At 71.0% G+C, this 22,476-nt stretch carries 18 protein-coding genes and 1 pseudogene; 7 read left to right on the top strand and 12 right to left on the bottom strand.

Annotated features, from left to right (window positions below):
- Nucleotides 1–169 precede the first annotated feature (169 nt).
- Entirely contained in the window at nucleotides 170–2,533 is a 2,364-nt protein-coding gene (locus WQO_RS11370; RefSeq protein ID WP_010064911.1) for an MMPL family transporter, read from the bottom strand.
- A 158-nt stretch (nucleotides 2,534–2,691) separates the two neighbouring features.
- Here WQO_RS11370 and WQO_RS11375 point away from each other — a divergent pair, with 158 nt between their 5' ends.
- The 3 genes from WQO_RS11375 to WQO_RS11385 all read left to right on the top strand — a co-directional run bounded on the left by WQO_RS11375 (nucleotide 2,692) and on the right by WQO_RS11385 (nucleotide 6,382).
- Entirely contained in the window at nucleotides 2,692–3,435 is a 744-nt protein-coding gene (locus tag WQO_RS11375; protein ID WP_050992390.1) for a TetR/AcrR family transcriptional regulator, read from the top strand.
- 98 nt (nucleotides 3,436–3,533) lie between these two features.
- Nucleotides 3,534–3,851, top strand: coding sequence for a heavy-metal-associated domain-containing protein (locus WQO_RS11380; protein ID WP_010064914.1), 318 nt, complete (start codon nucleotides 3,534–3,536; stop codon nucleotides 3,849–3,851).
- A gap of 101 nt (nucleotides 3,852–3,952) precedes the next feature.
- On the top strand, nucleotides 3,953–6,382 hold the full coding sequence (locus WQO_RS11385; protein ID WP_058953949.1) for a heavy metal translocating P-type ATPase: 2,430 nt from the start codon (nucleotides 3,953–3,955) through the stop codon (nucleotides 6,380–6,382).
- 515 nt (nucleotides 6,383–6,897) lie between these two features.
- On the opposite strand, the gene WQO_RS11390 is transcribed toward WQO_RS11385, so the two are convergent.
- From WQO_RS11390 to WQO_RS11400, 3 genes are all read right to left on the bottom strand, one after another.
- On the bottom strand, nucleotides 6,898–8,196 hold the full coding sequence (locus WQO_RS11390; protein ID WP_010056523.1) for a citrate synthase: 1,299 nt from the start codon (nucleotides 8,194–8,196) through the stop codon (nucleotides 6,898–6,900).
- Nucleotides 8,197–8,411: 215 nt separating this feature from the next.
- Nucleotides 8,412–10,637 (bottom strand): SF1B family DNA helicase RecD2, encoded by a 2,226-nt coding sequence (recD2, locus tag WQO_RS11395; RefSeq protein WP_010056524.1) that lies wholly within the window; start codon nucleotides 10,635–10,637, stop codon nucleotides 8,412–8,414.
- Nucleotides 10,638–10,708: 71 nt separating this feature from the next.
- Nucleotides 10,709–11,308, bottom strand: coding sequence for a CGNR zinc finger domain-containing protein (locus WQO_RS11400; RefSeq protein ID WP_010056526.1), 600 nt, complete (start codon nucleotides 11,306–11,308; stop codon nucleotides 10,709–10,711).
- 108 nt (nucleotides 11,309–11,416) lie between these two features.
- Here WQO_RS11400 and WQO_RS34945 point away from each other — a divergent pair.
- A pseudogene (locus WQO_RS34945) lies at nucleotides 11,417–12,636 on the top strand (epoxide hydrolase family protein).
- A gap of 9 nt (nucleotides 12,637–12,645) precedes the next feature.
- On the opposite strand, the gene WQO_RS11405 reads toward WQO_RS34945, so the two are convergent.
- The 3 genes from WQO_RS11405 to WQO_RS11415 form a co-directional block, all read right to left on the bottom strand.
- Nucleotides 12,646–14,115 (bottom strand): eCIS core domain-containing protein, encoded by a 1,470-nt coding sequence (locus WQO_RS11405; RefSeq protein ID WP_029181911.1) that lies wholly within the window; start codon nucleotides 14,113–14,115, stop codon nucleotides 12,646–12,648.
- A gap of 136 nt (nucleotides 14,116–14,251) precedes the next feature.
- Nucleotides 14,252–14,905 (bottom strand): peptidoglycan recognition protein family protein, encoded by a 654-nt coding sequence (locus WQO_RS11410; protein ID WP_010056531.1) that lies wholly within the window; start codon nucleotides 14,903–14,905, stop codon nucleotides 14,252–14,254.
- A gap of 89 nt (nucleotides 14,906–14,994) precedes the next feature.
- A complete protein-coding gene (locus WQO_RS11415) occupies nucleotides 14,995–15,876 on the bottom strand; it encodes a lysozyme (RefSeq protein WP_029181912.1) in 882 nt (293 codons plus the stop codon).
- A 250-nt stretch (nucleotides 15,877–16,126) separates the two neighbouring features.
- Here WQO_RS11415 and WQO_RS11420 point away from each other — a divergent pair, with 250 nt between their 5' ends.
- The gene (locus WQO_RS11420; RefSeq protein WP_010056533.1) at nucleotides 16,127–16,834 is read left to right on the top strand and encodes a bleomycin resistance protein; all 708 of its coding nucleotides are present in this window, start codon (nucleotides 16,127–16,129) and stop codon (nucleotides 16,832–16,834) included.
- A gap of 10 nt (nucleotides 16,835–16,844) precedes the next feature.
- On the opposite strand, the gene WQO_RS11425 is transcribed toward WQO_RS11420, so the two are convergent.
- Complete coding sequence (locus tag WQO_RS11425; RefSeq protein WP_010056534.1) at nucleotides 16,845–17,111, bottom strand: hypothetical protein; 267 nt, start codon at nucleotides 17,109–17,111, stop codon at nucleotides 16,845–16,847.
- A 427-nt stretch (nucleotides 17,112–17,538) separates the two neighbouring features.
- On the opposite strand from WQO_RS11425, the gene WQO_RS11430 reads away from it, so the two are divergent.
- Nucleotides 17,539–17,880 carry an RNHCP domain-containing protein gene (locus WQO_RS11430; protein ID WP_050992225.1) on the top strand — a complete coding sequence of 114 codons (342 nt, stop codon included), beginning with the start codon at nucleotides 17,539–17,541 and terminating at the stop codon, nucleotides 17,878–17,880.
- 22 nt (nucleotides 17,881–17,902) lie between these two features.
- Nucleotides 17,903–18,322, top strand: coding sequence for an RNHCP domain-containing protein (locus tag WQO_RS11435; protein ID WP_010056536.1), 420 nt, complete (start codon nucleotides 17,903–17,905; stop codon nucleotides 18,320–18,322).
- A gap of 59 nt (nucleotides 18,323–18,381) precedes the next feature.
- Here WQO_RS11435 and WQO_RS11440 read toward each other — a convergent pair whose 3' ends face one another.
- From WQO_RS11440 to WQO_RS11455, 4 genes are all read right to left on the bottom strand, one after another.
- Complete coding sequence (locus WQO_RS11440) at nucleotides 18,382–18,933, bottom strand: DinB family protein (RefSeq protein ID WP_010056538.1); 552 nt, start codon at nucleotides 18,931–18,933, stop codon at nucleotides 18,382–18,384.
- Nucleotides 18,934–19,169: 236 nt separating this feature from the next.
- Complete coding sequence (locus WQO_RS11445; protein WP_010056540.1) at nucleotides 19,170–20,006, bottom strand: sugar phosphate isomerase/epimerase family protein; 837 nt, start codon at nucleotides 20,004–20,006, stop codon at nucleotides 19,170–19,172.
- Nucleotides 20,003–21,157: a dihydrodipicolinate synthase family protein gene (locus WQO_RS11450; RefSeq protein WP_010056542.1), complete on the bottom strand. Its 1,155-nt coding sequence runs from the start codon at nucleotides 21,155–21,157 to the stop codon at nucleotides 20,003–20,005. Before WQO_RS11450 ends, WQO_RS11445 begins: the two co-directional genes overlap by 4 nt.
- Before the next feature lie 82 nt (nucleotides 21,158–21,239).
- Nucleotides 21,240–22,391 carry a Gfo/Idh/MocA family protein gene (locus WQO_RS11455; protein WP_010056545.1) on the bottom strand — a complete coding sequence of 384 codons (1,152 nt, stop codon included), beginning with the start codon at nucleotides 22,389–22,391 and terminating at the stop codon, nucleotides 21,240–21,242.
- Nucleotides 22,392–22,476: the final 85 nt, after the last annotated feature.

The raw sequence follows: 22,476 nt of genomic DNA on the forward strand, positions 1-22,476 counted from the left end.
CGCCGCTTTGCCGATGCCGCGTACGGGCCTGTGGAGCCTCCCTCGCAGGCGGAGGAGCCGGGCCCCCGCCCGCCACCCGTTCGGTGGCGGGCGGGCCCGTCCTGTCGCCTCCGGAGGACATTCCCGGCTCCCCCGAGGACCCTTTCCGGACGACTTTCCCGCGTGGGTCTCAGCGTCGCGCCGGTTCGCCGATGCTCCTGCCGGTGTCCGATATCTCCTCGGTCTCCACCGTCGGTTCGCGGTCCTCCCCCGGGCCTCCCCGGCCGCCCGGGTCCGGCACCGCGGCGGGGACGACGGCCGGGGCGGCCTCCCCTTCGCTCAGGCCGAACCTGCGGTGGAAGGCCCGCAGGGGCGCGGGGGCCCACCAGGTCGAACGGCCCATCAGCTTCATCACCGCAGGGACCAGCAGACTGCGCACCACCATGGCGTCCATCAGGACCGCGAGGGCGATGCCGAGCCCCAGCATCTTGGTGTTGGTGACCCGTGAGGTGCCGATGGCGACCATGACGACCGCGAGGATCACGGCGGCCGCGGTGATCAGCCCGCCGGTGTGCCGGAGCCCGAAGGTGACGGAGTGCTCGTGGTCGCCGGTGCGGTCGTACTCCTCCTTGATCCGGGATATCAGGAAGACCCCGTAGTCCATGGAGAGCCCGAAGGCCACGCAGAACATCAGGACGGGCAGCGTCGTCTCGATGTCGCCCGTGCTGGTGAAGGCGAGCAGTCCGGAGAGGTTCCCGTCCTGGAAGACCCAGACCACCGCTCCGAACATCGCGGTCAGGCTGAGGGCGTTGAGCACGACCGCCTGGAGCGGGATGAGCACGCTGCCGGTGAGCAGGAAGACCAGGAGCAGCGTCGCGACCACGATGATCGCCAGCGCCCAGGGCAGCCGGTCGGCTATGGCGTCCTTGGAGTCGACGAGGACCGCCGCCGTGCCCGTGACCGAGATGTCGAGCGAGGAGGCGGCGGGCACGGCCCTCAGGTCCCGCACGAGCTGTTGGGTCTCCTCACCGACGGCTTCGCCCTTCGGCAGCACGCTGTAGTAGGCGGCGGGGCCCTCGGCGACCGGGCCTTCGACCCGCAGGACGCCGGGGAGCTGCTCGATCCGGGTCTTCAGGTCCGCGTGGTCGGCCCGGGAACCCTGCCCCTCGGCCAGCACTTCCAGGCCGCCGCCGGGGCTGCCGGGGAAGCCGTCGCGGATGTGTTCCTGGACGACCCGGGACTCCGCGGAGGCCGGCAGCTGGCGGTCGTCCGCCGTGCCGAACTTGACCCCGAGGAACGGCAGTCCGAGGAGGAGCAGCCCGACGGTCGTGACGATGGCGAAGACGGGCGCCCGGCGCATCACCAGCGCACCCAGCGACGCCCAGCCCCGGCCGGGCGACGCGTCGGCGCCGCCGGCGGAACCCGCCCCGGGACCACCGGCCGTAGCGCCCTGCGGGTCCGCCCCGGCCGCCCCGGCCTTCTTCCGGCGGCGGAGGAGCCGGCGCAGGTCCAGCGAGTTGATCCGGGGGCCGAGCAGCACGAGCGCCGCGGGCAGCAGGATCAGTGCGGCAGCGGCGGCCAGGAGGACCACGGCGATCCCGGCGTAGGCGAAGGACCGCAGGAAGTACTGCGGGAAGACGAGCATGGCCGACAGGGACACCGCCACGGTCAGCGCGGAGAACAGCACCGTACGCCCGGCGGTCCGCAGCGTCGTGCCCACCGCCGTTCTGGTGTCCGCACCGGTCGCCAGCTCCTCGCGGAAGCGGCGGACGATGAACAGGGCGTAGTCGATGGCGAGTCCGAGGCCGAGGGCCGTGGTGAGGTTCATCGCGAAGACCGACACGTCGGTGAACTCCGTCAGCCCTCGCAGCACGGCGTTGGTGCCGAGGATGGCGACGATGCCGACGGCGAGCGGCAGCATCGCGGCGACGGCGCTGCCGAAGACCATGACCAGCAGGACGAGCGTCACTGGCAGGGCGATCAGCTCGGCCCGCAGCAGATCCTCCTGGATGATCGTCTGCATCTCGTGCTGCACGGCGACCGGCCCGCCGAGGGAGACCGTCACCGGCCCCCGCTCCCCCGCGAAGGCCGGGGCCAGCCGGTCGAGGGTCTCGCCCGCGGTCTTCTCGTCGCCCCCGATCCGGGCGGCGATGATCGCCTCCTGGCCGTCCTCGGAACGCAGGGCGGGCGAAGCGGTCTCCCAGTAGGACCCGACGCCCGATATCCCGGGCTCGGCCTTCAGCCGCTCCGCCAGACGGGCGGCCTCGGCGGCCACGGCCGGGTCGTCGACGCCGGCGGAGCCGCTGTCCACCAGCAGGAGCAGATTGGGCTGCGAGGCCGGGAACTCCCGGGCCAGCACCTCCGTCGCGTACGTCGACTCGGCGTCGGGGGCCTGCCAGCCGCCGCTGCCCATCCGGTCCGCCACCCCGCTCCCGGCGAACACGGCGAGTGCGGTGATCACCAGTGCGGCCAGCAGCGCGAGCCGTGGCCGGGCGGTGACGAACCGGGTCCATCCGCCGACCGGGGGCGGCGCGGAACGGTTGACTTCGGGCATGGTGCGGTGTCCCCTTCACCGAGACCCGGGCAGCGCAGGGCAGCATGGGTCGGTCGTTGCCGTTTATCGTGGCAAACACGAGTAGTCGCTCGCGTTTCTCTAGAATGCGAGCGACCACTCGCGTTTGTCAATCGCGTCATGAGAGCTGGGGATTGACCGTGCCGGAGGCCAAAGCCAACAAGACCGCCGCCGAGGCCGCCGTCGAAGCCGCCACCGGGGCCGCCGGGGACACCGCCGACGAGGCGCCGGACTCCGCCCGCCCCCGTCGGCGCCGCCAGGCCCGCGGCGAGGCCCGGATCGCCCAGCTGCTCCGGGCCGCGGCCGACGTCTTCTGCACCAGCGGCTACACCGCGTCCAGCACCAACGCGATCGCCCGCGAGGCCGGGGTCTCACCGGGCACGCTCTACCAGTTCTTCCCGAACAAGGAGGCCATCGCCGTCGAGCTCGGGGACCGGCTGCTGGACCGCTGGCGGGACACCTACGGAGCAGCCTTCGCCCAGAGCCACACGGAGCTGACGCTCGACCGCATGCTGGACGCCGTGCTCGACCCGCTGATCGCCTTCAACTGCGAGAACCCGGCGTTCTTCGTCCTGATGCACGGCTCGGAGATCCCCGGGCAGATCACCGAGGCGCACGACACGCTGCACGCCACGATGCTGACGCGAGTGGAATCGGTACTCGCCGACTACCTCCCGGACATGCCCGCACCCCAGATCCACCGCATCGCCGAAATGGCCTTCATGGTGTTCAAGGCCGGGCTGGACCTGGTCATGGCCTCCGAGGGCGAGGAGCGCACGGCCTACATCCAGGAGCTGAAGACGGTGATGTTCCGCTACCTGGACCCCCTGGTCGGCGACGACGCGTCGCGCCCGGCGCCGACGGAGCGCGTTGATACCCCCTAGGGGTATAGTATGCGTGAGGCGGGGACGTCACGGGAGCCTCCGCGGCCCCACGTGCCCCGCCGTGCCGCCCGAAACGTGTTCGCGAAGAGGAGAACGTCATGACCGCCGAGACCGACACCACGCCGTCCACCGGTTCCTGCTGCTCGCCCACCGGCTCCTGCCACGACGGCGCGGCCGACGTGCAGATCGAGCAGGCCGACTCGGTCACCACCGTGTACCAGGTCAAGGGCATGACCTGCGGCCACTGCGAGGGCGCCGTGTCGGAGGAGATCTCCGGGATCGCGGGCGTCACCTCGGTCGCCGCGGTCGCCTCCACCGGTCTGGTCACCGTGACGTCCAAGGCCCCGCTGGCCGAGGACGCCGTCCGTGCCGCCGTGGACGAGGCCGGTTACGAGCTTCTCGGCCCGGCCGCCTGAGCGCCGGCCCTCCGCCGCAGCACCCGTCCGCCGTCGGGCCGGCCGCACCAGTCGATACTGGTGGGGTACGGCCCGATCTGCGTTTTCCAGGAGTTCCGGACATGGCCAGCACAGCAGCAGCCCACTTCCCGGCCGCCGACGCCTCCGAGGCCGAGCTCATGATCGGCGGGATGACCTGCGCCTCGTGCGCGGCCCGCGTCGAGAAGAAGCTCAACCGGATGGACGGCGTCACCGCCACGGTGAACTACGCGACCGAGAAGGCCCGCGTCACTTTCGGGGAGGGGCTGAAGCTGGGGGATCTCGTCGCCACGGTCGAGAAGACCGGCTACACGGCCCGCCCCGTCGCCCAGCCGCCTGTTCCGGCCCCTGCACCCGCCCCTGAGGGCACCCGGGAGGCCTCCGGCCCGGGACCCGCGCCGGAGGTCTCCCCGAAGCCCGCCTCGGAGCCCACGCCGGAATCCGCCCCGGTACCCGCGCCGGAGTTCACTCCGGAATCCGTTTCGGAGCCGGCTTCGGACCCCACCCCCGACTCCGTCGCCCGGGACGTCGAAGCCGAGCAGGACGCCTCCCTCGCCGCGCTCCGTCAGCGCCTCGTCGTCTCCGCCGTGCTCGCCACCCCCGTCGTCCTGCTCGCCATGGTCCCGGCGCTCCAGTTCGACTTCTGGCAGTGGCTGAGCCTCACCCTCGCCGCGCCCGTCGTCGTCTGGGGCGGCCTGCCCTTCCACCGGGCCGCCTGGACGAACGCGAAGCACGGCGCGGCGACGATGGACACGCTGGTCTCGCTCGGCACGCTCGCCGCGTTCGGCTGGTCGCTGTGGGCCCTGTTCCTCGGCGACGCGGGCATGCCCGGCATGCGCCACGGCTTCGACTTCACCGTCTCGCGTGCCGACGCCACCTCGACGATCTACCTGGAGGTGGCGGCCGGAGTCATCACGTTCATCCTGCTGGGCCGCTATCTGGAAGCCCGTGCGAAGCGGAAGTCCGGCGCGGCGCTGCGGGCGCTGATGCATCTGGGCGCGAAGGACGTCGTCGTACTGAGGGGAGGCAGGGAGGTACGTGTCCCGGCAGGCACGCTCGTCGTCGGCGACCGCTTCGTCGTGCGCCCCGGGGAGAAGATCGCGACGGACGGGACGGTGGTCGAGGGCTCGTCCGCCGTGGACGCCTCAATGCTGACGGGTGAGTCCGTGCCCGTCGAGGTCACCGTAGACGACACCGTCACCGGCGCCACCCTCAACGCCGGCGGACGCCTCGTCGTCGAAGCCACCCGCGTCGGCAACGACACCCAACTCGCCCGCATGGCCAAACTCGTCGAGGACGCCCAGAACGGCAAAGCCTCCGCCCAGCGCCTCGCCGACCGCATCTCCGCCGTCTTCGTCCCCATCGTCATCGCCCTCGCCCTCGCCACCCTCGGCTACTGGCTCGGCAACGGCGCCGGACTCACCGCCGCCTTCACCGCAGCCGTCGCCGTCCTCATCATCGCCTGCCCCTGCGCCCTCGGCCTCGCCACCCCCACCGCCCTCATGGTCGGCACCGGACGCGGCGCCCAACTCGGCATCCTCATCAAAGGCCCCGAAGTCCTGGAGACCACCCGCCGCGTCGACACCATCGTCCTGGACAAGACCGGCACCGTCACCACCGGCCGCATGACCCTCCAGACCACCCACACCACCGACACCACCACCGAGACCGAAGTCCTCCGGATCGCCGGCGCCTTGGAGAACGCCTCCGAACACCCCATCGCCCAGGCCGTCGCCACCGCCGCGACCGACACCACCGGCCCCCTCCCCACCCCCGAGGACTTCGCCAACATCCCCGGACTCGGCGTCCAGGGCATCGTCGAAGGCCACGCCGTCCTCGTCGGCCGGCCCCGCCTCGTCGCCGACGCCGGGATCTCCCTCCCGCCCGCGTTGTCACGGGCCCTCGAGGAGGACGAGGCGCACGGGCGTACGGCGGTCGTCGTGGCCTGGGACGGGGAGGCCCGGGGCGTGTTCGGGGTGGCGGACGCGGTCAAGGAGAGCAGCGCGGCCGCCGTGGCCGAGCTGCGCGCCCTGGGGCTGGAGCCCATCCTGCTGACCGGCGACAACCGGGCGGTGGCGGAGGCCGTCGCCCGCGAGGTGGGCATCGACACGGTCCATGCGGAGGTGCTCCCCGAGGACAAGGTGGACGTCGTGAAGCGCCTTCAGGCCGAGGGGCGGGTCGTCGCCATGGTCGGCGACGGGGTCAACGACGCGGCCGCGCTGGCCACGGCATCCCTGGGGCTGGCGATGGGCACGGGGACGGATGCGGCGATCGAGGCGAGCGACCTCACACTGGTTCGTGGAGATCTCAAGGTGACAGCTGACGCAATCCGCCTTTCCAGGCGTACTCTGGCCACCATCAGGGGCAACCTCTTCTGGGCCTTCGGGTACAACGTCGCGGCTTTGCCCCTGGCTGCAAGTGGCCTGCTCAACCCTATGATCGCGGGAGCCGCCATGGCGTTTTCGTCCGTGTTCGTCGTCACGAACAGCCTCCGGTTGCGTGCCTTCACGTAACTTCCACAAAGAGATTTAGATCACACCGGTTTCAGGGTAACCATCCGGTGGGTTCGCGAGTCTTAGAGTGCGACTGCCAAGGATGTCTTGGGGGACGTCCGACGGAGTGTCTTGGGGGACGCTCCTGATGGCATGCGTTGGCCGGGGCACGTGCACCGGGGAAGCTTTGAGCGGCCCTCCCGTGCGTACGTACCCCGGCAGATCGCGGCACAACAGAACAACGGGAGCTTCGGCTCCCAGCAGACGCCCGGCCGGATCCCGTGGGGGGAATCCGCTCCGGGATATGGGAAGCGCCCCGACCGTCGACCCGTGGGGGGATCGGCGGGGGGGCGCTTCTTCTTTTTCGGGGCCTGCCACAGGCCGCCAGGCCCGTTCGAGGGGCCGCCACCGGCCTTGCACCGGCCCCGGAACGCCGAATCGCCCCGGACACCGCGCTCTGTGCGAAGCGCGGTACGCGGGGCGAAGGCAGTCGGCCGAAGAGGCCGGGGCACTACGGGGCGGTCATGAGGTCCGGGTCAGCGGCCCTCGACCGGGACGAAGTCGCGCAGGACCTCGCCGGTGTAGATCTGGCGCGGGCGGCCGATACGGGAACCCGGCTCCTTGATCATCTCGTGCCACTGGGCGATCCAGCCGGGCAGCCGGCCGAGCGCGAAGAGCACGGTGAACATCTCGGTCGGGAAGCCCATGGCCCGGTAGATCAGACCGGTGTAGAAGTCCACGTTGGGGTAGAGGTTGCGCGAGACGAAGTAGTCGTCGGAGAGCGCGTGCTCCTCCAGCTTGAGCGCGATGTCGAGCAGCTCGTCGGACTTGCCGAGCGCGGACAGCACGTCGTGCGCGGCAGCCTTGATGATCTTGGCGCGCGGGTCGAAGGACTTGTACACCCGGTGGCCGAAGCCCATCAGGCGGACGCCGTCCTCCTTGTTCTTCACCTTGCGGATGAAGGAGTCGACGTCGCCGCCGTTGGCCTGGATGCCTTCCAGCATCTCCAGCACCGACTGGTTGGCGCCACCGTGCAGGGGGCCCCACAGCGCCGAGATACCGGCGGAGATCGAGGCGAACATGTTCGCCTGCGAGGAGCCGACCAGACGCACGGTGGAGGTCGAACAGTTCTGCTCGTGGTCCGCGTGCAGGATGAGCAGCTTGTCCAGCGCCGAGACGACGACCGGGTCCAGCTCGTACTCCTGGGCGGGGACCGAGAAGGTCATGCGCAGGAAGTTCTCGACGTACCCGAGGTCGTTGCGCGGGTAGACGAAGGGGTGGCCGATCGACTTCTTGTAGGCGTACGCCGCGATCGTCGGGAGCTTCGCCAGGAGGCGGATCGTCGACAGGTGGCGCTGCTGCTCGTCGAACGGGTTGTGGCTGTCCTGGTAGAACGTGGACAGGGCGCTGACGACCGAGGACAGCATGGCCATCGGGTGGGCGTCGCGCGGGAAGCCGTCGAAGAACCGCTTGACGTCCTCGTGCAGCAGCGTGTGCTGGGTGATCTCGTTCTTGAACGCCGCCAGCTCGTCGACCTTGGGGAGGTCGCCGTTGATCAGCGTGTACGCGACCTCGAGGAACGACGAGCGCTCGGCGAGCTGCTCGATCGGGTATCCGCGGTAGCGCAGAATGCCCTGCTCACCGTCGAGGTACGTGATGGCGGATTTATAGGCGGCGGTGTTGCCGTATCCGCTGTCCAGCGTCACCAGGCCGGTATTGGCCCGGAGCTTCCCGATGTCGAAGCCCTTGTCGCCGACGGTGCTGTCGATCACCGGGTAGGTGTACTCGTCATCGCCGTACCGCAGTACTACAGCGTTGTTGGTGTGCTCGCTCACGTCATCCCTCACCGACGTAGTGCCTCTTCTTCGAGGTGCCCTGACTGTCTTCCACCCTCCCCCATTCGGCTCAGGAGAGTGCACTCGGGGTCGTCCATTGGACCTACTGACGGCACTGAGTGCCGCCAACTTACTCATCCTGCCCCCTTGACTGCGGTTCCGGAAGACCTCCGTGATGTTTCCCACCGGTTTGATCGATCATTTTCGTGCAGGGGTCACGAGAAGTCTTCGCCGGAGCCGCCCCGCAGCCGGAAATCCAGTGCCGTACAGCGTCTGCCTGCGGAAACCGTGCGGACCGCCTGGCCGATCGCCTTACGGGACCCGACGAGGACGACGAGCTTCTTGGCCCTCGTCACGGCGGTGTAGAGAAGGTTGCGCTGGAGCATCATCCAGGCACTGGTGGTGACGGGGATGACGACGGCCGGATACTCGCTGCCCTGGGAGCGGTGGATCGTCATGGCGTACGCGTGGGCCAGCTCGTCCAGCTCGTCGAAGTCGTAGCCGATCTCCTCGTCCTCGTCGGTGCGGACGGTGAGCTTCTGCTCGTCCACATCGAGGCCGGTGACGACGCCGACGGTGCCGTTGAAGACGCCGTTCTCGCCCTTGTCGTAGTTGTTGCGGATCTGGGTGACCTTGTCGCCGACCCGGAAGACCCGGCCGCCGAACCGCTTCTCGGGGAGGTCGGGGCGGCCGGGGGTGATGGCCTGCTGGAGCAGCCCGTTGAGATGGCCCGCGCCGGCCGGGCCCCGGTGCATCGGGGCGAGGACCTGCACGTCACGGCGTGCGTCGAGACCGAACTTGGCCGGGATGCGGCGGGCCGCGACATCGACGGCGAGCTTGCCCGCGTCCTCCGTCTCGTCCTCCACGAAGAGGAAGAAGTCGCTCAGCCCCTCGGTGAGCGGCGGCTGTCCGGCGTTGATGCGGTGCGCGTTGGTGACCACGCCGGACTGCTGGGCCTGGCGGAAGATCCGGGTGAGCCGGACGGCCGGGACCGGGCCGCCCTCCGCGAGCAGATCGCTCAGCACCTCCCCCGCCCCGACCGAGGGCAGCTGGTCCACATCGCCCACCAGGAGGAGGTGGGCACCGGGTGCCACCGCCTTCACGAGCTTGTTGGCGAGCAGCAGATCGAGCATCGACGCCTCGTCGACGACGACCAGATCGGCGTCCAGCGGACGGTCCCGGTCGTACGCCGCGTCCCCGCCCGGCTTCAGCTCCAGCAGCCGGTGCACGGTGGACGCCTCGGCCCCGGTCAGCTCGGAGAGGCGTTTGGCGGCGCGCCCGGTGGGGGCGGCGAGCACCACCTTGGCCTTCTTCGCCCGGGCCAGCTCGACGATCGACCGGACGGTGAACGACTTCCCGCAGCCGGGGCCGCCGGTCAGGACGGCCACCTTGCGGGTGAGCGCGAGGCGTACGGCCTGCTCCTGTTCGGGCGCGAGATCGGCCCCCGTACGCGTGGCGAGCCAGGCCAGGGCCTTGCCCCAGTCGACGTCCCCGAAGGCGGGCATCCGGTCCTCGCCGGTGTTCAGCAGCCGCCTGACCTGCCCGGCGAGGGACAGCTCGGCCCGGTGGAAGGGGACCAGATAGACCGCCGTGATCGGCTCGCCGCCCTCGGGGGACGGCACCTTCTCCCGGACGACGCCCTCCGGATCGGCGGCCAGCTCGGCCAGGCACTCGATGACCAGCCCGGTGTCGACCTGGAGCAGCTTGACGCCGTCCGCGATGAGCCGTTCCTCGGGCAGGAAACAGTGCCCCTGGTCGGAGGACTGGGACAGGGCGTACTGCAGTCCGGCCTTGATCCGCTCGGGGCTGTCGTGCGGGATGCCGACGGCCTGGGCGATCCTGTCGGCGGTGAGGAAGCCGATGCCCCAGACGTCGGCGGCCAGCCGGTAGGGCTGGTTCTTCACGACGGAGATCGAGGCGTCCTCGTACTTCTTGTAGATGCGGACGGCGATGGAGGTGGAGACGCCGACGCCCTGGAGGAAGACCATGACCTCCTTGATCGCCTTCTGCTCCTCCCAGGCCGCCGCGATCATCTTCGTGCGCTTGGGGCCGAGGCCGGGGACCTCGACGAGCCGCTTCGGTTCCTGCTCGATGATGTCGAGGGTGTCGACGCCGAAGTGGGTGGTGATCCGGTCGGCCATCACCGGTCCGATGCCCTTGATCAGCCCGGAGCCCAGATAGCGGCGGATGCCCTGGATGGTGGCGGGAAGGACGGTGGTGTAGTTCTCCACGGTGAACTGCTTGCCGTACTGCGAGTGCGAGCCCCAACGGCCCTCCATCCGCAGGGACTCGCCGACCTGCGCGCCGAGGAGCGCGCCGACGACGGTGAGGAGGTCGCCGGCTCCGCGCCCGGTGTCGACGCGGGCGACCGTGTACCCGTTCTCCTCGTTGGCGTAGGTGATCCGTTCCAGGACCCCTTCGAGGACGGCCATGTTGGACATGACCCGACGCTACCGGGTGGCGCTGACAGTACCGTTACCGAGCGGGGGCCCCGCCGGGGGGCTCCGGCGCGCTACTCCCTGGGGGCCGGGCCGGCGAACCCGCTCTCCCCTGCCTCGTTGCTGCTCCGGCCGGCGTTGAAACGCGCCTTCTTCTGGCGGTTGCCGCAGGTGTTCATGTCGCACCATTTGCGCGTACGGCTCTGACTGGTGTCGAAGAAGGCGGCCCGGCAGGTCGGTGAGGCACACAGGGCCAGCTTTCCGTCCCGTTCGCCCGACATGACGTCGACGGCGTCGGCGGCGATCACAGCGAGGGCGTCCTCCACGGAGGAGGAACCGAGCCGCCACCGCCGCTCCCCCTCGGGCGTCAGGACCGCTGCGGCCCGCCCCTCGACGCTACGGTCGTCGATGACCTGGACCGCGGCGGCGGGGAGAGCCTCCCGGAGCGCCGCGGCCGTCGCGGCCGCATGGATCGACTCCCGCAACTCCCTTGCGAGTTCGAGCTGTTCAGGGGTGCAGGAGTCCACGGTGAGGCCGTACACCGCCAGCCAGTCGATGAGCCGCCGCGGCACGGGGATGCGCTCCACGGAGTCGCCGAAGCGCTCCGACAGGGTCCAGGTGAAGCTCGTCGCCAGCACGTTGCCGAGGCGGAAGTCAGGAAAGCCAGCACGCATGGAACCACCTTAGCCGGTTGCGGGGTGGCCCGGAGGGCTGCTAGAACCGTCTTAGACGGTTCACGACGATGAGTCGGCTTCGACGCCCACGATCGCCAGGAGGCCCCCATGCCCCGCCCGGCCAGCGACGCACGCCCGTCCAGCGGCGTACACGCAACCGACGACGTACACGTCCACGCCTACGAGACCCATGCGACCGACGCCGACCTCGACGACCTGCGGGCGCGACTGACTGCGGCGCGGCTGCCGGAGGCGGAGACCGTCCGGGGCGCGCCGCCCGGCCCCCGCCGGTGGGACCAGGGCGTTCCGCTCGCCGACCTCGCCGATGTCGTGGAGTACTGGCGTACGGGATACGACTGGCGGGCGTTCGAGGAGCGGCTGAACCGCATGGGCCAGTTCCGTACGACCGTCGACGGGCTGGGCATCCACTTCCTGCACCGCCGGTCCGCGCGCCCGGACGCCGTCCCGCTGCTCCTGACGCACGGCTGGCCGGGCAGCGTCGTCGAATTCCTGCACGTCATGGACGAGTTGGCTGATCCGCAGGACGCCGAGGCGCCGGCGTTCCATGTGGTGGCCCCGTCGCTGCCGGGCTTCGGTTTCAGTGAGAAGCCCGCCACCACCGGGTGGGGTACCGAGAGGATCGCGGCAGCGTGGGTGGAGCTGATGGGGAGGCTCGGATACGGCCGGTTCCTTGCCCACGGCGGCGACTGGGGCGGCAACATCACCACGGTGCTGGGCGGCAGGTTCCCGGACCGGGTGATCGGCGTCCACTCCACCTTCGCCGAGGCCCCGCCCGGTCTGACCACGGACGGGCTGACGGAGACCGAGCGCCGGTGGACCGAGGAGACCCGGGACTTCTGGGGCCGCCGGGCGGCGTACGCGAAGCAACAGGCGACGCGGCCGCAGACCATCGGGTACGCGCTCGTCGACTCACCGGTCGGGCTGCTCGCCTGGATCCTCGACAAGTTCGCCGAGTGGTCGGACACCGTGGACAGCCCGTTCGAGACGATCTCCCGGGACCGGGTCCTCGACAACGTCACCCTGTACTGGCTGACGCGGACGGGTGCGTCGGCGGCCCGTATCTACTACGAGAGCCACAACTCGCTCGACCCCGCGCTCCGGGTCGACGTCCCGGCGGCGATCACGATGTACCCCGCGACATCGAGAAGACTCCGCGCCCCTGGGCCCAGGAGCGGTACCGGAACATCGTCCGGTGGCGGGCGCCCGAGGCCGGGGGCCATTTCCCGTCGCTGGAGATGCCCCGCTTCTTCGTCGCCGACCTGCGGGAGGGTCTCGCGGCGGTGCTGGCCGCCCGCGAAGTCGCCTGAGCCCTCGGTTCACATGAGCTTGCGGCGTCCGGTCTCCTTCTTGAGGGCGCCCACGTTGATCGGCTGGAGGATGACCGTGATCGCGCCGACGGTGAAGTGCTGCACCGGGCCGCCGGTGTTCCGCCCGTGGAAACTGTTCGGCAGCGCCTGCCCGTTGGTCGGTTCCGTGCCCGCCGTATACATGTCGATGATGCCCTCGTGCCCCTGACGGGCCTTCGCGTCGTTGCCGTCCGCGGCCTGTTCCACGGTGATGTGGTCGTCGCCGTCCACGGCGACCACGGCCGCCACGTGGTAGGGCCAGCCGCTCGTGTTGTCGGGCCGCTCGTACTCCCCCTGCCACGCGGTCTCCACGATCGCGTACGCCTCACCGGGACCCGGCCGCTCCTCGCCGTTCGCGTGCGGGCCGCCGGGCCGGGCCGCCGCGTAGGCCTGGGCGCCCGCCACGTTCTCCTGGTCGCCCAGGCCGAACTGGGCACCGCCCAGGGCGAAGGCGCTGGCGTCCTGCCCGAGAGCCAGCCGCTGCTGATGCATGATCTCCTCGGCCGTGTGGGCGCAGTCCGCGAGGAAGGCCGTCTCCGGCTCGTACTCCGTGTACGTACGGCCCCCGATGTCACCGCTCTGCCCGGTCGGCGTGCAGTACCGGGGCGCCGGGGCGCCTTCCGCGACCCAGATGACGGTGGTGTCCGCGCCCGACGTGAGCGGCATGAGGTAGAGACCGTTTTCCGAGAGCCGTACGCTCCCCAACTCCGCGGTGTTGCTCTCGGCGAAGCGCTGGACGGCCGTGGCGTCGGTACCGCGCGCCGCGTCCCGGGCGGTGGCGTCCGCTTCGCGCTGTACGGGGGTGTCGCGGGAGCCCTGATCGCTCCGGTCACCCTCGGCTCTCTGCTCGGGCGTCCGCCTCATCACCCGGACCGCATTGGCCTCGGCCTCGCGCTCGAAGCGGTCGCCGGGGTCGGAGACGCTCAGGCCCGAGCCGTTGTCCGTACCGGCCACCGGGCCCTGGCGCTGCTGGATGACGTGCGTCAGCTCATGGGCGAGCGTGTGCTTGTCGCCGCCGCCGTCGCCGATGACGACGTGGCTGCCGGAGGTGTAGGCGCGGGCGCCCACCTCGGCGGCGGAGGCCCGGGCGGCGGAGTCGGTGTGCAGGCGGACGTCGGAGAAGTCGGAGCCGAGCCGGGACTCCATCTCCTCGCGCAGTGGTGCGTCCAGCGGGCGGCCCGGCGCGCGCAGCACGTCGTGCACGGCGGAGCGCTGCACCGGCTCCGCGCCCGGCTGTTGGTGCCCGCAGTCGGGGCCGTGCCGGTGCCGGTCGAGCTGGAGCATGCGGAGGACGGCGGCGTTGCCGGTGGTGCGCTGGAGAGCGAGAAGCGTGTCGGGCACCCGGCCACTAGGGGCCGCCGCCTCCCCCGGCCGCTCGGCGGCGCCCCTGGCGGGGCGCTGCGGCTCCTGCTCGTTCTCTTTCGGCTCGTGCGCGCGCATGGACTTCCGCTCGTAGGACCGGCGACAGGGCTGTGCCCTTCCTGCCTACCCGGTGCGGCGGTCGTGGGTAAGGTCTGTACGGGACACGGTGCGGTGACCCGTGGGGGCAACACGTCCGCCCGGCGGGCCCCGCCCCTCACCCCATGCTCGCCGCGACCTCGCTCCGGAGCTGCGGCAGCTTGTCGTGCAGGACGCCGGGACAGAGGGTGTCGCCGAAGTCCTTGTGTCCGTAGAGGCGGCTGGGTGCGATGGCGTACTGCCGGCAGACGTACGCGCAGAGCGCCACCAGAACCTCCCACTGAGCCCGCGGGGGCTGTGCGCCGTCGTGGTACGCGCCCTCGTTGGCGATACCGATGGCCTGGTCGTTCTGGCCGGACGTGTGGGCGCCGAGGACGAAGTCGCTGCCGCCGCGCAGGGTGCTGAGGCTCTGGTGGCGGCCCTCGGTGATCCAGCCGCCCCGGCTGACGAGGAAGTGGTAACCCGTGTCGGTCCACCCGTTCTTGTCCAGGTGCAGGTCCTGGACCCAGTGGGCGTGACGGTGGGCCTGGGCGCGGGAGATGTCGGAGGTGTTGGCGCTGACCGTGTGGTGCACGATGATTTTCGTCGGACGTTTCCCCACCAACTCGATCGGCCCCTGCGGCGGACGGGCCTGCCACTGGGTCGTACCGTCGATGTCCGGTTCGACGACGGCGGCGTCCAGGGCGTGGGCCGTGCCCGGTAAGGCTGCTGCGGCCAGTCCGCCGGCACCGGCGAGCAGGATGTGGCGGCGGGACGGCTGCGGAAGGTTCACGGCGGGCTCCTGGTGTGAAGGGGTGGGCACACGGTGGGGGTGCGGCCGGGTGAGCCGCCGGCGGGCTCACCCGGTCGTCACGAGAAGGACTACGCCGTGTTGTTGGCGAGGGCCTGGAGCCGCGCGAGGCTGCCGTTGAACTTGTTGCGGTCCACGTCGCCGGAGACTCCGCCGACCCGGCCGGTGGCCGTGTACTGCCAGATCGTCCAGGTGGGGAAGCCTGCGGGGACGGTCGGGCTTGCGGTGCCCCAATGCGCGATCCACAGAGGCGACTTGGCGGCCATGCCGGTCCAGCTGCCGGTGCAGGTGTTCCACCAGCTGGCCGTCGTGTAGATGACGACATCCCGGGTGGTGCGCGCCTTGTAGGTGCTGTAGAAGTCGTTGATCCACGTCCGCATCTGGGTCGTGGAGAGGCCGTAGCACATAGCGCCGTACGGGTTGTGCTCGATGTCCAGCACACCGGGGAGGGTCTTGCCGTCCTGGGACCATCCTCCGCCGTTGCTCGCGAAGTAGCCTGCCTGAGTCGCCCCGTTGGAGACGTCGGGGCGGGCGAAGTGGTACGCGCCGCGGATCAGGCCGGCGTTGTAGGAGCCGGTGTAGTTCGCGCTGAAGCTGCTGTCCTTGAAGGTGGTGCCCTCGGTGGCCTTCATGTAGGCGAAACTGATGCCCGCGGCCTTCACCGAGCCCCAGTTGATCGCCCCCTGCCAGTGGGAGACGTCGATGCCCTGGACGCCGCTGGTGTCCATCGGCGTGATCCCGCCCGCCGCCGAGGACCCGGGGCCCTGCTCGATGCGGGTGCCCGCCCCCATCCACGCCTGGCCGGACCGGACCGGCTCGTCGGGTGCGGGCGGTGCGGCGGCGGCCGTGCCCGTTCCGGTCAGGATCAGCGCCACGGCAGCGCCGAGAACGCCGGTCGGCACAGCACCTCGGGGTCTCCTGAGTCGGCGGGACGGAGAACGGTACGCGAGCATGGCCACCTCCGGGCACGTTGGCGAGGACGGGATGCGCACGGCATGGCATCCGAGCGGCATCCGATCATCGAATGCCATGCACATGTCACGAGTAAGGCATGGACCCGGGAAGGCGTAAAGAGGCCTTTTGGTCTAGACCTGTGCCGCCACCCTCCACCTGCGAGAACGCCCCGAGGAGTCGAGAATTTTCATTTCTGAAGGCTGCGGCCGCCGTTGACCGTGGTATTCAAATTTGACTACAGTGCGGCGCATGACCGAGACGACGATCCCGATGCTTCCCTGCCGGACCTCCCTGATCGACTCCGTGGTCGCCTTCTACACCGCCCTCGGCTTCGAGACGACGTCCCTGCAGAAGAGCCCGTACGCGTACGCCGTCGTCGAACGCGGTGCGGTCGAACTCCAGCTGTACGGGATGAAGGAGTACGACCCCGCGTCCTCCCACTCCGGGTGCTACGTCCTCACCGAGGACGTGGACGGACTGCACGCGGCGTTCCGGTCGGGGCTCAAGGCGGCCTACGGGCGCGTCCCGGCGCGGGGGCTGCCGCGCATCGGTCCGCTGAAGGACATGTCGTACGGGGTGCGGCAGTTCCTGGTGACCGACCCGACCGGCAACACGATCCGGATCGGGCAGCCGATCAGCGACGACCTGAACCACCAGCCGGCCCCTAAGGAGACGTTCGCCCGCGCCCTGCACATGGCGGACCTCTTCGCGGACTCCAAGCAGGATCTGCCGGGGGCCGCGAAGATCATCGACCGGGTGCTGGGGCTGACGGACGAGCGGCCGACTCCGGTGCAGAAGCTGCGGCTGCTCGTCCTGCGCGGGGACATCGCCCAGCGGATGGGCGAGGCGGAGCGGGCGGCGGGGCTGCTGGAGGAGGCAGAGACAGTTCCGCTCGACGCGGATCAGCAGGCCTTGGCCGCCGACACCCTGGCCAGGCTGGCGGAGCTGCGGGGCTGACCCGGCCTGCTCAGACGGTCCGCGTCAGCTTCTTCGCCGTGCTGCAGGAACCGGCCCGCGCATGCCGCCACAGCTGGACGGCCGTGAGGGCGAACAGGGCCGTGAACGCGAGCAGGAACACGCCCGCGATCCCGACCTGCCGACCGCCCGGATCCCGGTCGGCCTGAAGGACGAGAACCAACAGGGAGAGGAGCATCCCGCCGAGGTAGAGCGGCCGGATCCGCCGCAACTGCCGTACGGCACGGGGTGCGAGAGCTACACGCTTCGAGGTGGCCATGCTCGCCGGGTACCCCCCGCCCGGCCGGCCACGCGTCGGTGCACCCGTTCGTGTCGGCCGCCGGGCTTAATTCGATGGCCGGTCCCCCGGCCCCCTTGTTACGGTGCTCGCTCCTCCACCGCGGGACCGACCGCGGGTGACCTCTGGGCGCGAGCCCTGGAAAGCAGTTGATGTATGCCCCGGACAGTGACTCCGAGCCTCCCTCGTCGCATCTGTGACGCCGGGGTGACCGGGCCTGACCGTCCGCGGCCGCCGTGCGCGACCGACTGCTGACACCTCACGGCCGGCTGCCGTCGCGCAGCTGTCCCGCCCCGCTCCCCCTACGCCCCTGACGCGAGGGGTGCTCGGTACTTCCCTGCTGCTTCGTTCCTCATCTTCGGCAAGGAGTATCCGGGTGTCTCACGACAACCCCCAGCACCGCTCAGCCATGTCCTCCCTGGACACCTTCACCTGCGTCCGCTGCGGACTGACGGTCGCCGCGTACGCGCCCGACGGCAGCCGGCGCAACCACTGCCCCAGCTGCCTGCACTCGCAGCACCTCGTCGACCACGTCGAGGGCGGCCGCTCCGACTGCGAGGGCCGGATGACCCCGATCTCCATCGCGGTGCTGCGCACCGGCGACTGGATGGTCGTCCACCGCTGCACCCGGTGCGACGAGCTGACCTCGAACCCGGTCTGCGGGGACGACAACCAGCTGATCCTGATGCGGACGGCCGTACGTCCGCTGGCCCAGCCGCCCTTCCCGCTCGAAGCCTTCGGTGACCTGTGAAGCGGGTGGACGGGAGGCCCCGATGACGCGCCGCAAGCCCCGCCGGGTATCGGAACGGCGTCCGCAGCGGGCCAAGGACGTGCTGCACGGGCCGGCCGGGGCGCGCGGTGACGCGTTCCGGTGTGTCGGCTGCCGGCTCGACGTCCCGCTGGCGGCGCCCGGCACCGCTCACCGCAACCACTGCCCGTCCTGCCTGGTCAGCCTGCATGTGGACGGGCGCGTGCCGGGTGACCGGGCGGCGGGGTGCCGTGGGCGGATGGTGCCCCTGAGCCTGTCCGTGCGGCAGGACGGGGAGTGGATGCTCATCCACCACTGCCTCGCGTGCGGGCGGCTCAGCGCCAACCGCATCGCGGGCGACGACAACGCGCTGGCGCTCGTCCGGCTGGCGCTGCGACCGCTCGCGGACGCGGCGGTCCCCGTGCGGGCGATGCTCGCGCTGTGATCCCGGGGGCCGCCCGGCAACCGCCGGGCGGCCCCCGGGTGAACCCCCTGCCCCTCAGGTCACCCCGGGTCCTCGCCCGTCAGGCCGTCGACCGACTCGCGGATGAGGTCGGCGTGGCCGACATGGCGGGCGTACTCCTCGACGAGGTCCAGGAGGATGCGGCGGAGGTTGGGGCGTTCGCCGCTGCGGGTGACGTACGCGCCGAGCTGGTCCAGGCCGCCGCCGGTGCTGAGTGCCTCCTCGACGACGGCCCGGGAGCGGGCCGCCGACTCCCGCCACAACGTACGCAGGTGATCGGGGGTGTCCTCGGCGGCGGTGCGGTAGGCCCAGTCCGGGTCGTTGTCCCAGTCGACCGTGTTCCACGGTGCGCCGACCGGGGCGCCGAGCCAGAGGCGGGCGAAGTGGCTGTCCTCGACGTGCGCCAGGTGCTTGAGCAGACCGCCCAGGGTGACGGAGGACGCGCCGACCGTGGCGCGCAGTCCGGCCGCGTCCAGGCCGGAGGTCTTCCAGGCCAGCGTGGCCCGCTGGCGTTCCAGCGCGCCGAGGACGGCCTCGGCCTCCGCGCCGGCGAGGGGAGGTTCGGGCCATTCTTCCGCTGCGCTCTCCGTCATGGCGGCAGATCCTAACGAACCGCGTGAGACCGGCCGACGGATGGCGTAGGGCCCGCCGGGAAAGCGGAATGGGGCCCGGCCTCGCGGCCGGACCCCCCTCGCTTTCCCCTCCCGTCGGGCCTTCCCGTTCCCCCCGGACCCCTCCCCGGAAGTCCCGACGCCATGTGTGACCCGGGAGGGTACCCAAAGGTTGCAGCCCTTTACGATCTCTTTACCTTCGACCGCGTCCAGGGCTCTCAGCAGGCATGTTGTACGTACCGCTCAGCCACTTCCGCCAGGACCTCCGCCCCGTCGCGGGCCCACAGCGCCTCGTTGAAGATCTCCACCTCGACCGGGCCGTCGAAGCCGGCGGATTCCACTGCGCGGCGGAACGCCCGGAAGTCCACGCTTCCGTCGCCCAGTTGTCCCCGGCCCAGCAGGACGCCCGCCGGGAGCGGGGTGATCCAGTCGGCCAACTGGAAGGAGTGGATGCGGCCGCCCCGGCCCGCGCGGGCGATCTCGGCGGACGCCCGGTCGTCCCACCAGAGGTGGTAGGTGTCCACGACCACCCCGACCTGTTCGGCCGGGAAGCGTTCCGCGAGGTCCAGGGCCTGGGCGAGGGTGGAGACCACGCAGCGGTCGGACGCGTACATCGGGTGGAGCGGCTCGATCGCCAGGCGTACGCCGCGTGCGGCGGCGTACGGGGCGAGGGCCGCCAGCGACTCGGCCACCCGCTCGCGGGCACCGGCCAGATCGCGGCTGCCGGGCGGGAGGCCGCCGGAGACCAGGACCAGGGTGTCGGTGGACAGGGCCGCCGCCTCGTCGATCGCCGCCCGGTTGTCGTCCAGGGCGCGGGCGCGCTCGACGGGGTCGAGGGCGGTGAAGAAGCCGCCCCGGCAGAGGCTGGTGACGGTGAGCCCGGCGTCCGCGAGGAGCCGGGCCGTGCGCTCGACGCCGTACGCCTGCACCGGGGCGCGCCACAGGCCGACCTTGCCGATGCCCGCCTTGACGCAGCCCTCGGCGAGCTCCGGCAGCGACCACTGCTTGATGGTCTCCTGGTTGATGCTCAGACGTGCCAGATCGCCGTGGGTCATCGTGCGCCTCCGTGGACGGCGAGCAGCGCGCGCATGCGGTGGGCGGCCAGGCCGGGGTCCGGGAACAGGCCGAGGCCGTCGGCCAGTTCGTACGCCGTCGCCAGGTGCGGCAGCGAGCGGGCCGACTGGAGTCCGCCCACCATCGTGAAGTGGTCCTGGTGGCCGGCCAGCCAGGCCAGGAACACCACGCCCGTCTTGTAGAAGCGGGTGGGCCGCTGGAAGAGGTGGCGGGACAGTTCGACCGTGGGATCGAGGAGGGCCCGGAAACCGGCCACGTCCCCCGTGTCCAGCACCCGCACCGCATGCGCCGCCAGCGGGCCCAGCGGGTCGAAGATGCCCAACAGGGCGTGGCTGAAGCCGCGTTCGTCGCCCGCGATCAGCTCCGGGTAGTTGAAGTCGTCGCCCGTGTAGCAGCGCACCCCGCCCGGGAGGCGGCGGCGGACGTCGATCTCGCGGGCCGCGTCCAGGAGCGAGATCTTGATGCCGTCGACCTTGTCCGGGTGTTCGGCGATGACCTTGAGGAAGGTGTCCGTGGCCTCGTCGAGGTCGGTGCTGCCCCAGTAACCCTCCAGGGCCGGGTCGAACATCGGGCCCAGCCAGTGCAGGATCACCGGTTCCGAGGCCTGGCGCAGGAGATGGGCATACGTGGCGAGGTAGTCCTCGGGCCCCCGGGCGGCGCGGACCAGGGCGCGCGAGGCCATGAGGATCGGCTGGACGCCGTGCTCCTCGGCCAGGGCGAGTTGTTCCTCGTACGCCGCCGTGACCTCGGCCAGGGTGGGTACGGGACCTTCGGGCAGCTGGTCGGTGCCCACGCCGCAGGCGATCCGGCCGCCCACCGCCTTCGCCTCGGCGGCCGAGCGGCGGATCAGTTCGGCCGCGCCCGACCAGTCCAGGCCCATCCCGCGCTGCGCGGTGTCCATGGCCTCCGCGACGCCCAGGCCGTGCGCCCACAGGTGGCGGCGGAAGGCGAGCGTGGACTCCCAGTCGACGGCCGCCGGGTCGTCCGGGCCGATGTCCGCGTACGGGTCCGCGACCACGTGCGCCGCCGAGAAGACCGTACGGGAGGAGGGGGCCCCGGCTCCCGGCGTCAGGTCGAGCGGGGTGGCGCGGGGGGTGTAGGGGCCCTGGGGGAGGTGGATCGTGGTCGTCATGCGGGCCGCTCCCCGTCGTTGCGCCGGGCGGTCGGGTGCGGCAGCAGGTCTCCGCCGTCGCGCCGGGCGGTCGGGCAGTACGTCACAGCGTCAGCTCCGGGATGTCGAAGCGACGGCCCTCGGCGGACGACTTCAGCCCCAGCTCGGCCAGTTGGACGCCCCGGGCGCCGGCCAGCAGGTCCCAGGTGTAGGGCGCGTCCTGGACGACATGGCGCAGGAACAGCTCCCACTGCGCCTTGAAGCCGTTGTCGAACTCCTGGTTGTCCGGGATCTCCTGCCACTGGTCGCGGAACGACTCGGTGACCGGGAGGTCCGGGTTCCAGACCGGCTTCGGGGTCGACGAGCGGTGCTGGACACGGCAGTTGCGCAGGCCCGCGACGGCCGAGCCGTGCGTTCCGTCGACCTGGAACTCGACCAGTTCGTCGCGGTTGACCCGGACCGTCCAGGAGGAGTTGATCTGCGCCACGGCCCCGCCCGCCAGCTCGAAGATGCCGTACGCGGCGTCGTCGGCGGTCGCCTCGTACGGCTTGCCCTGCTCGTCCCAGCGCTGCGGAACGTGCGTCCTGACGTGCGCCGTCACGGAGGTGACCGCGCCGAACAGCTCGTGGAGCACGTACTCCCAGTGCGGGAACATGTCGACGACGATGCCGCCGCCGTCCTCCGCGCGGTAGTTCCACGAGGGGCGCTGGGCCTCCTGCCAGTCGCCCTCGAAGACCCAGTAGCCGAACTCCCCGCGCACGGACAGGATCTCGCCGAAGAAGCCGCCGTCGATGAGGCGCTTCAGCTTGCGCAGGCCCGGCAGGAAGATCTTGTCCTGGACGACGCCGTGCTTGATGCCGGCGTCGCGCGCGAGCCGGGCCAGGTCGAGGGCCCCCTCGACGTCCGTGGCGGTCGGCTTCTCGGTGTAGACGTGCTTGCCCGCAGCGATCGCCTTCTTGATCGCCTCCACCCGGGCCGAGGTGACCTGGGCGTCGAAGTAGATCTCGACCGACTCGTCCGCGAGCACCGCGTCCAGGTCCGTCGACCACTCGGTCAGACCGTGGCGCTCGGCGAGTTCCTCCAGGGCGTGGGCGCGCCGGCCGACGAGCACGGGCTCGGGCCACACCACCTCGCCGTCGCCGAGATCCAGGCCCCCCTGTTCGCGGATCGCGAGGATCGAGCGCACCAGGTGCTGCCGGTATCCCATGCGTCCCGTGACGCCGTTCATGGCGATGCGCACTGTCCTGCGTGTCACGAAGGTCCCTCCATACAGCCGTAGCAAGCGCTTTCTACGGAAGATGACGCTAGCCTGCCGACAGCGGCCGGACAAGAGGGGGCCG

Source organism: Streptomyces globisporus C-1027 (genome assembly GCF_000261345.2).
Taxonomy (GTDB): domain Bacteria; phylum Actinomycetota; class Actinomycetes; order Streptomycetales; family Streptomycetaceae; genus Streptomyces; species Streptomyces pakalii.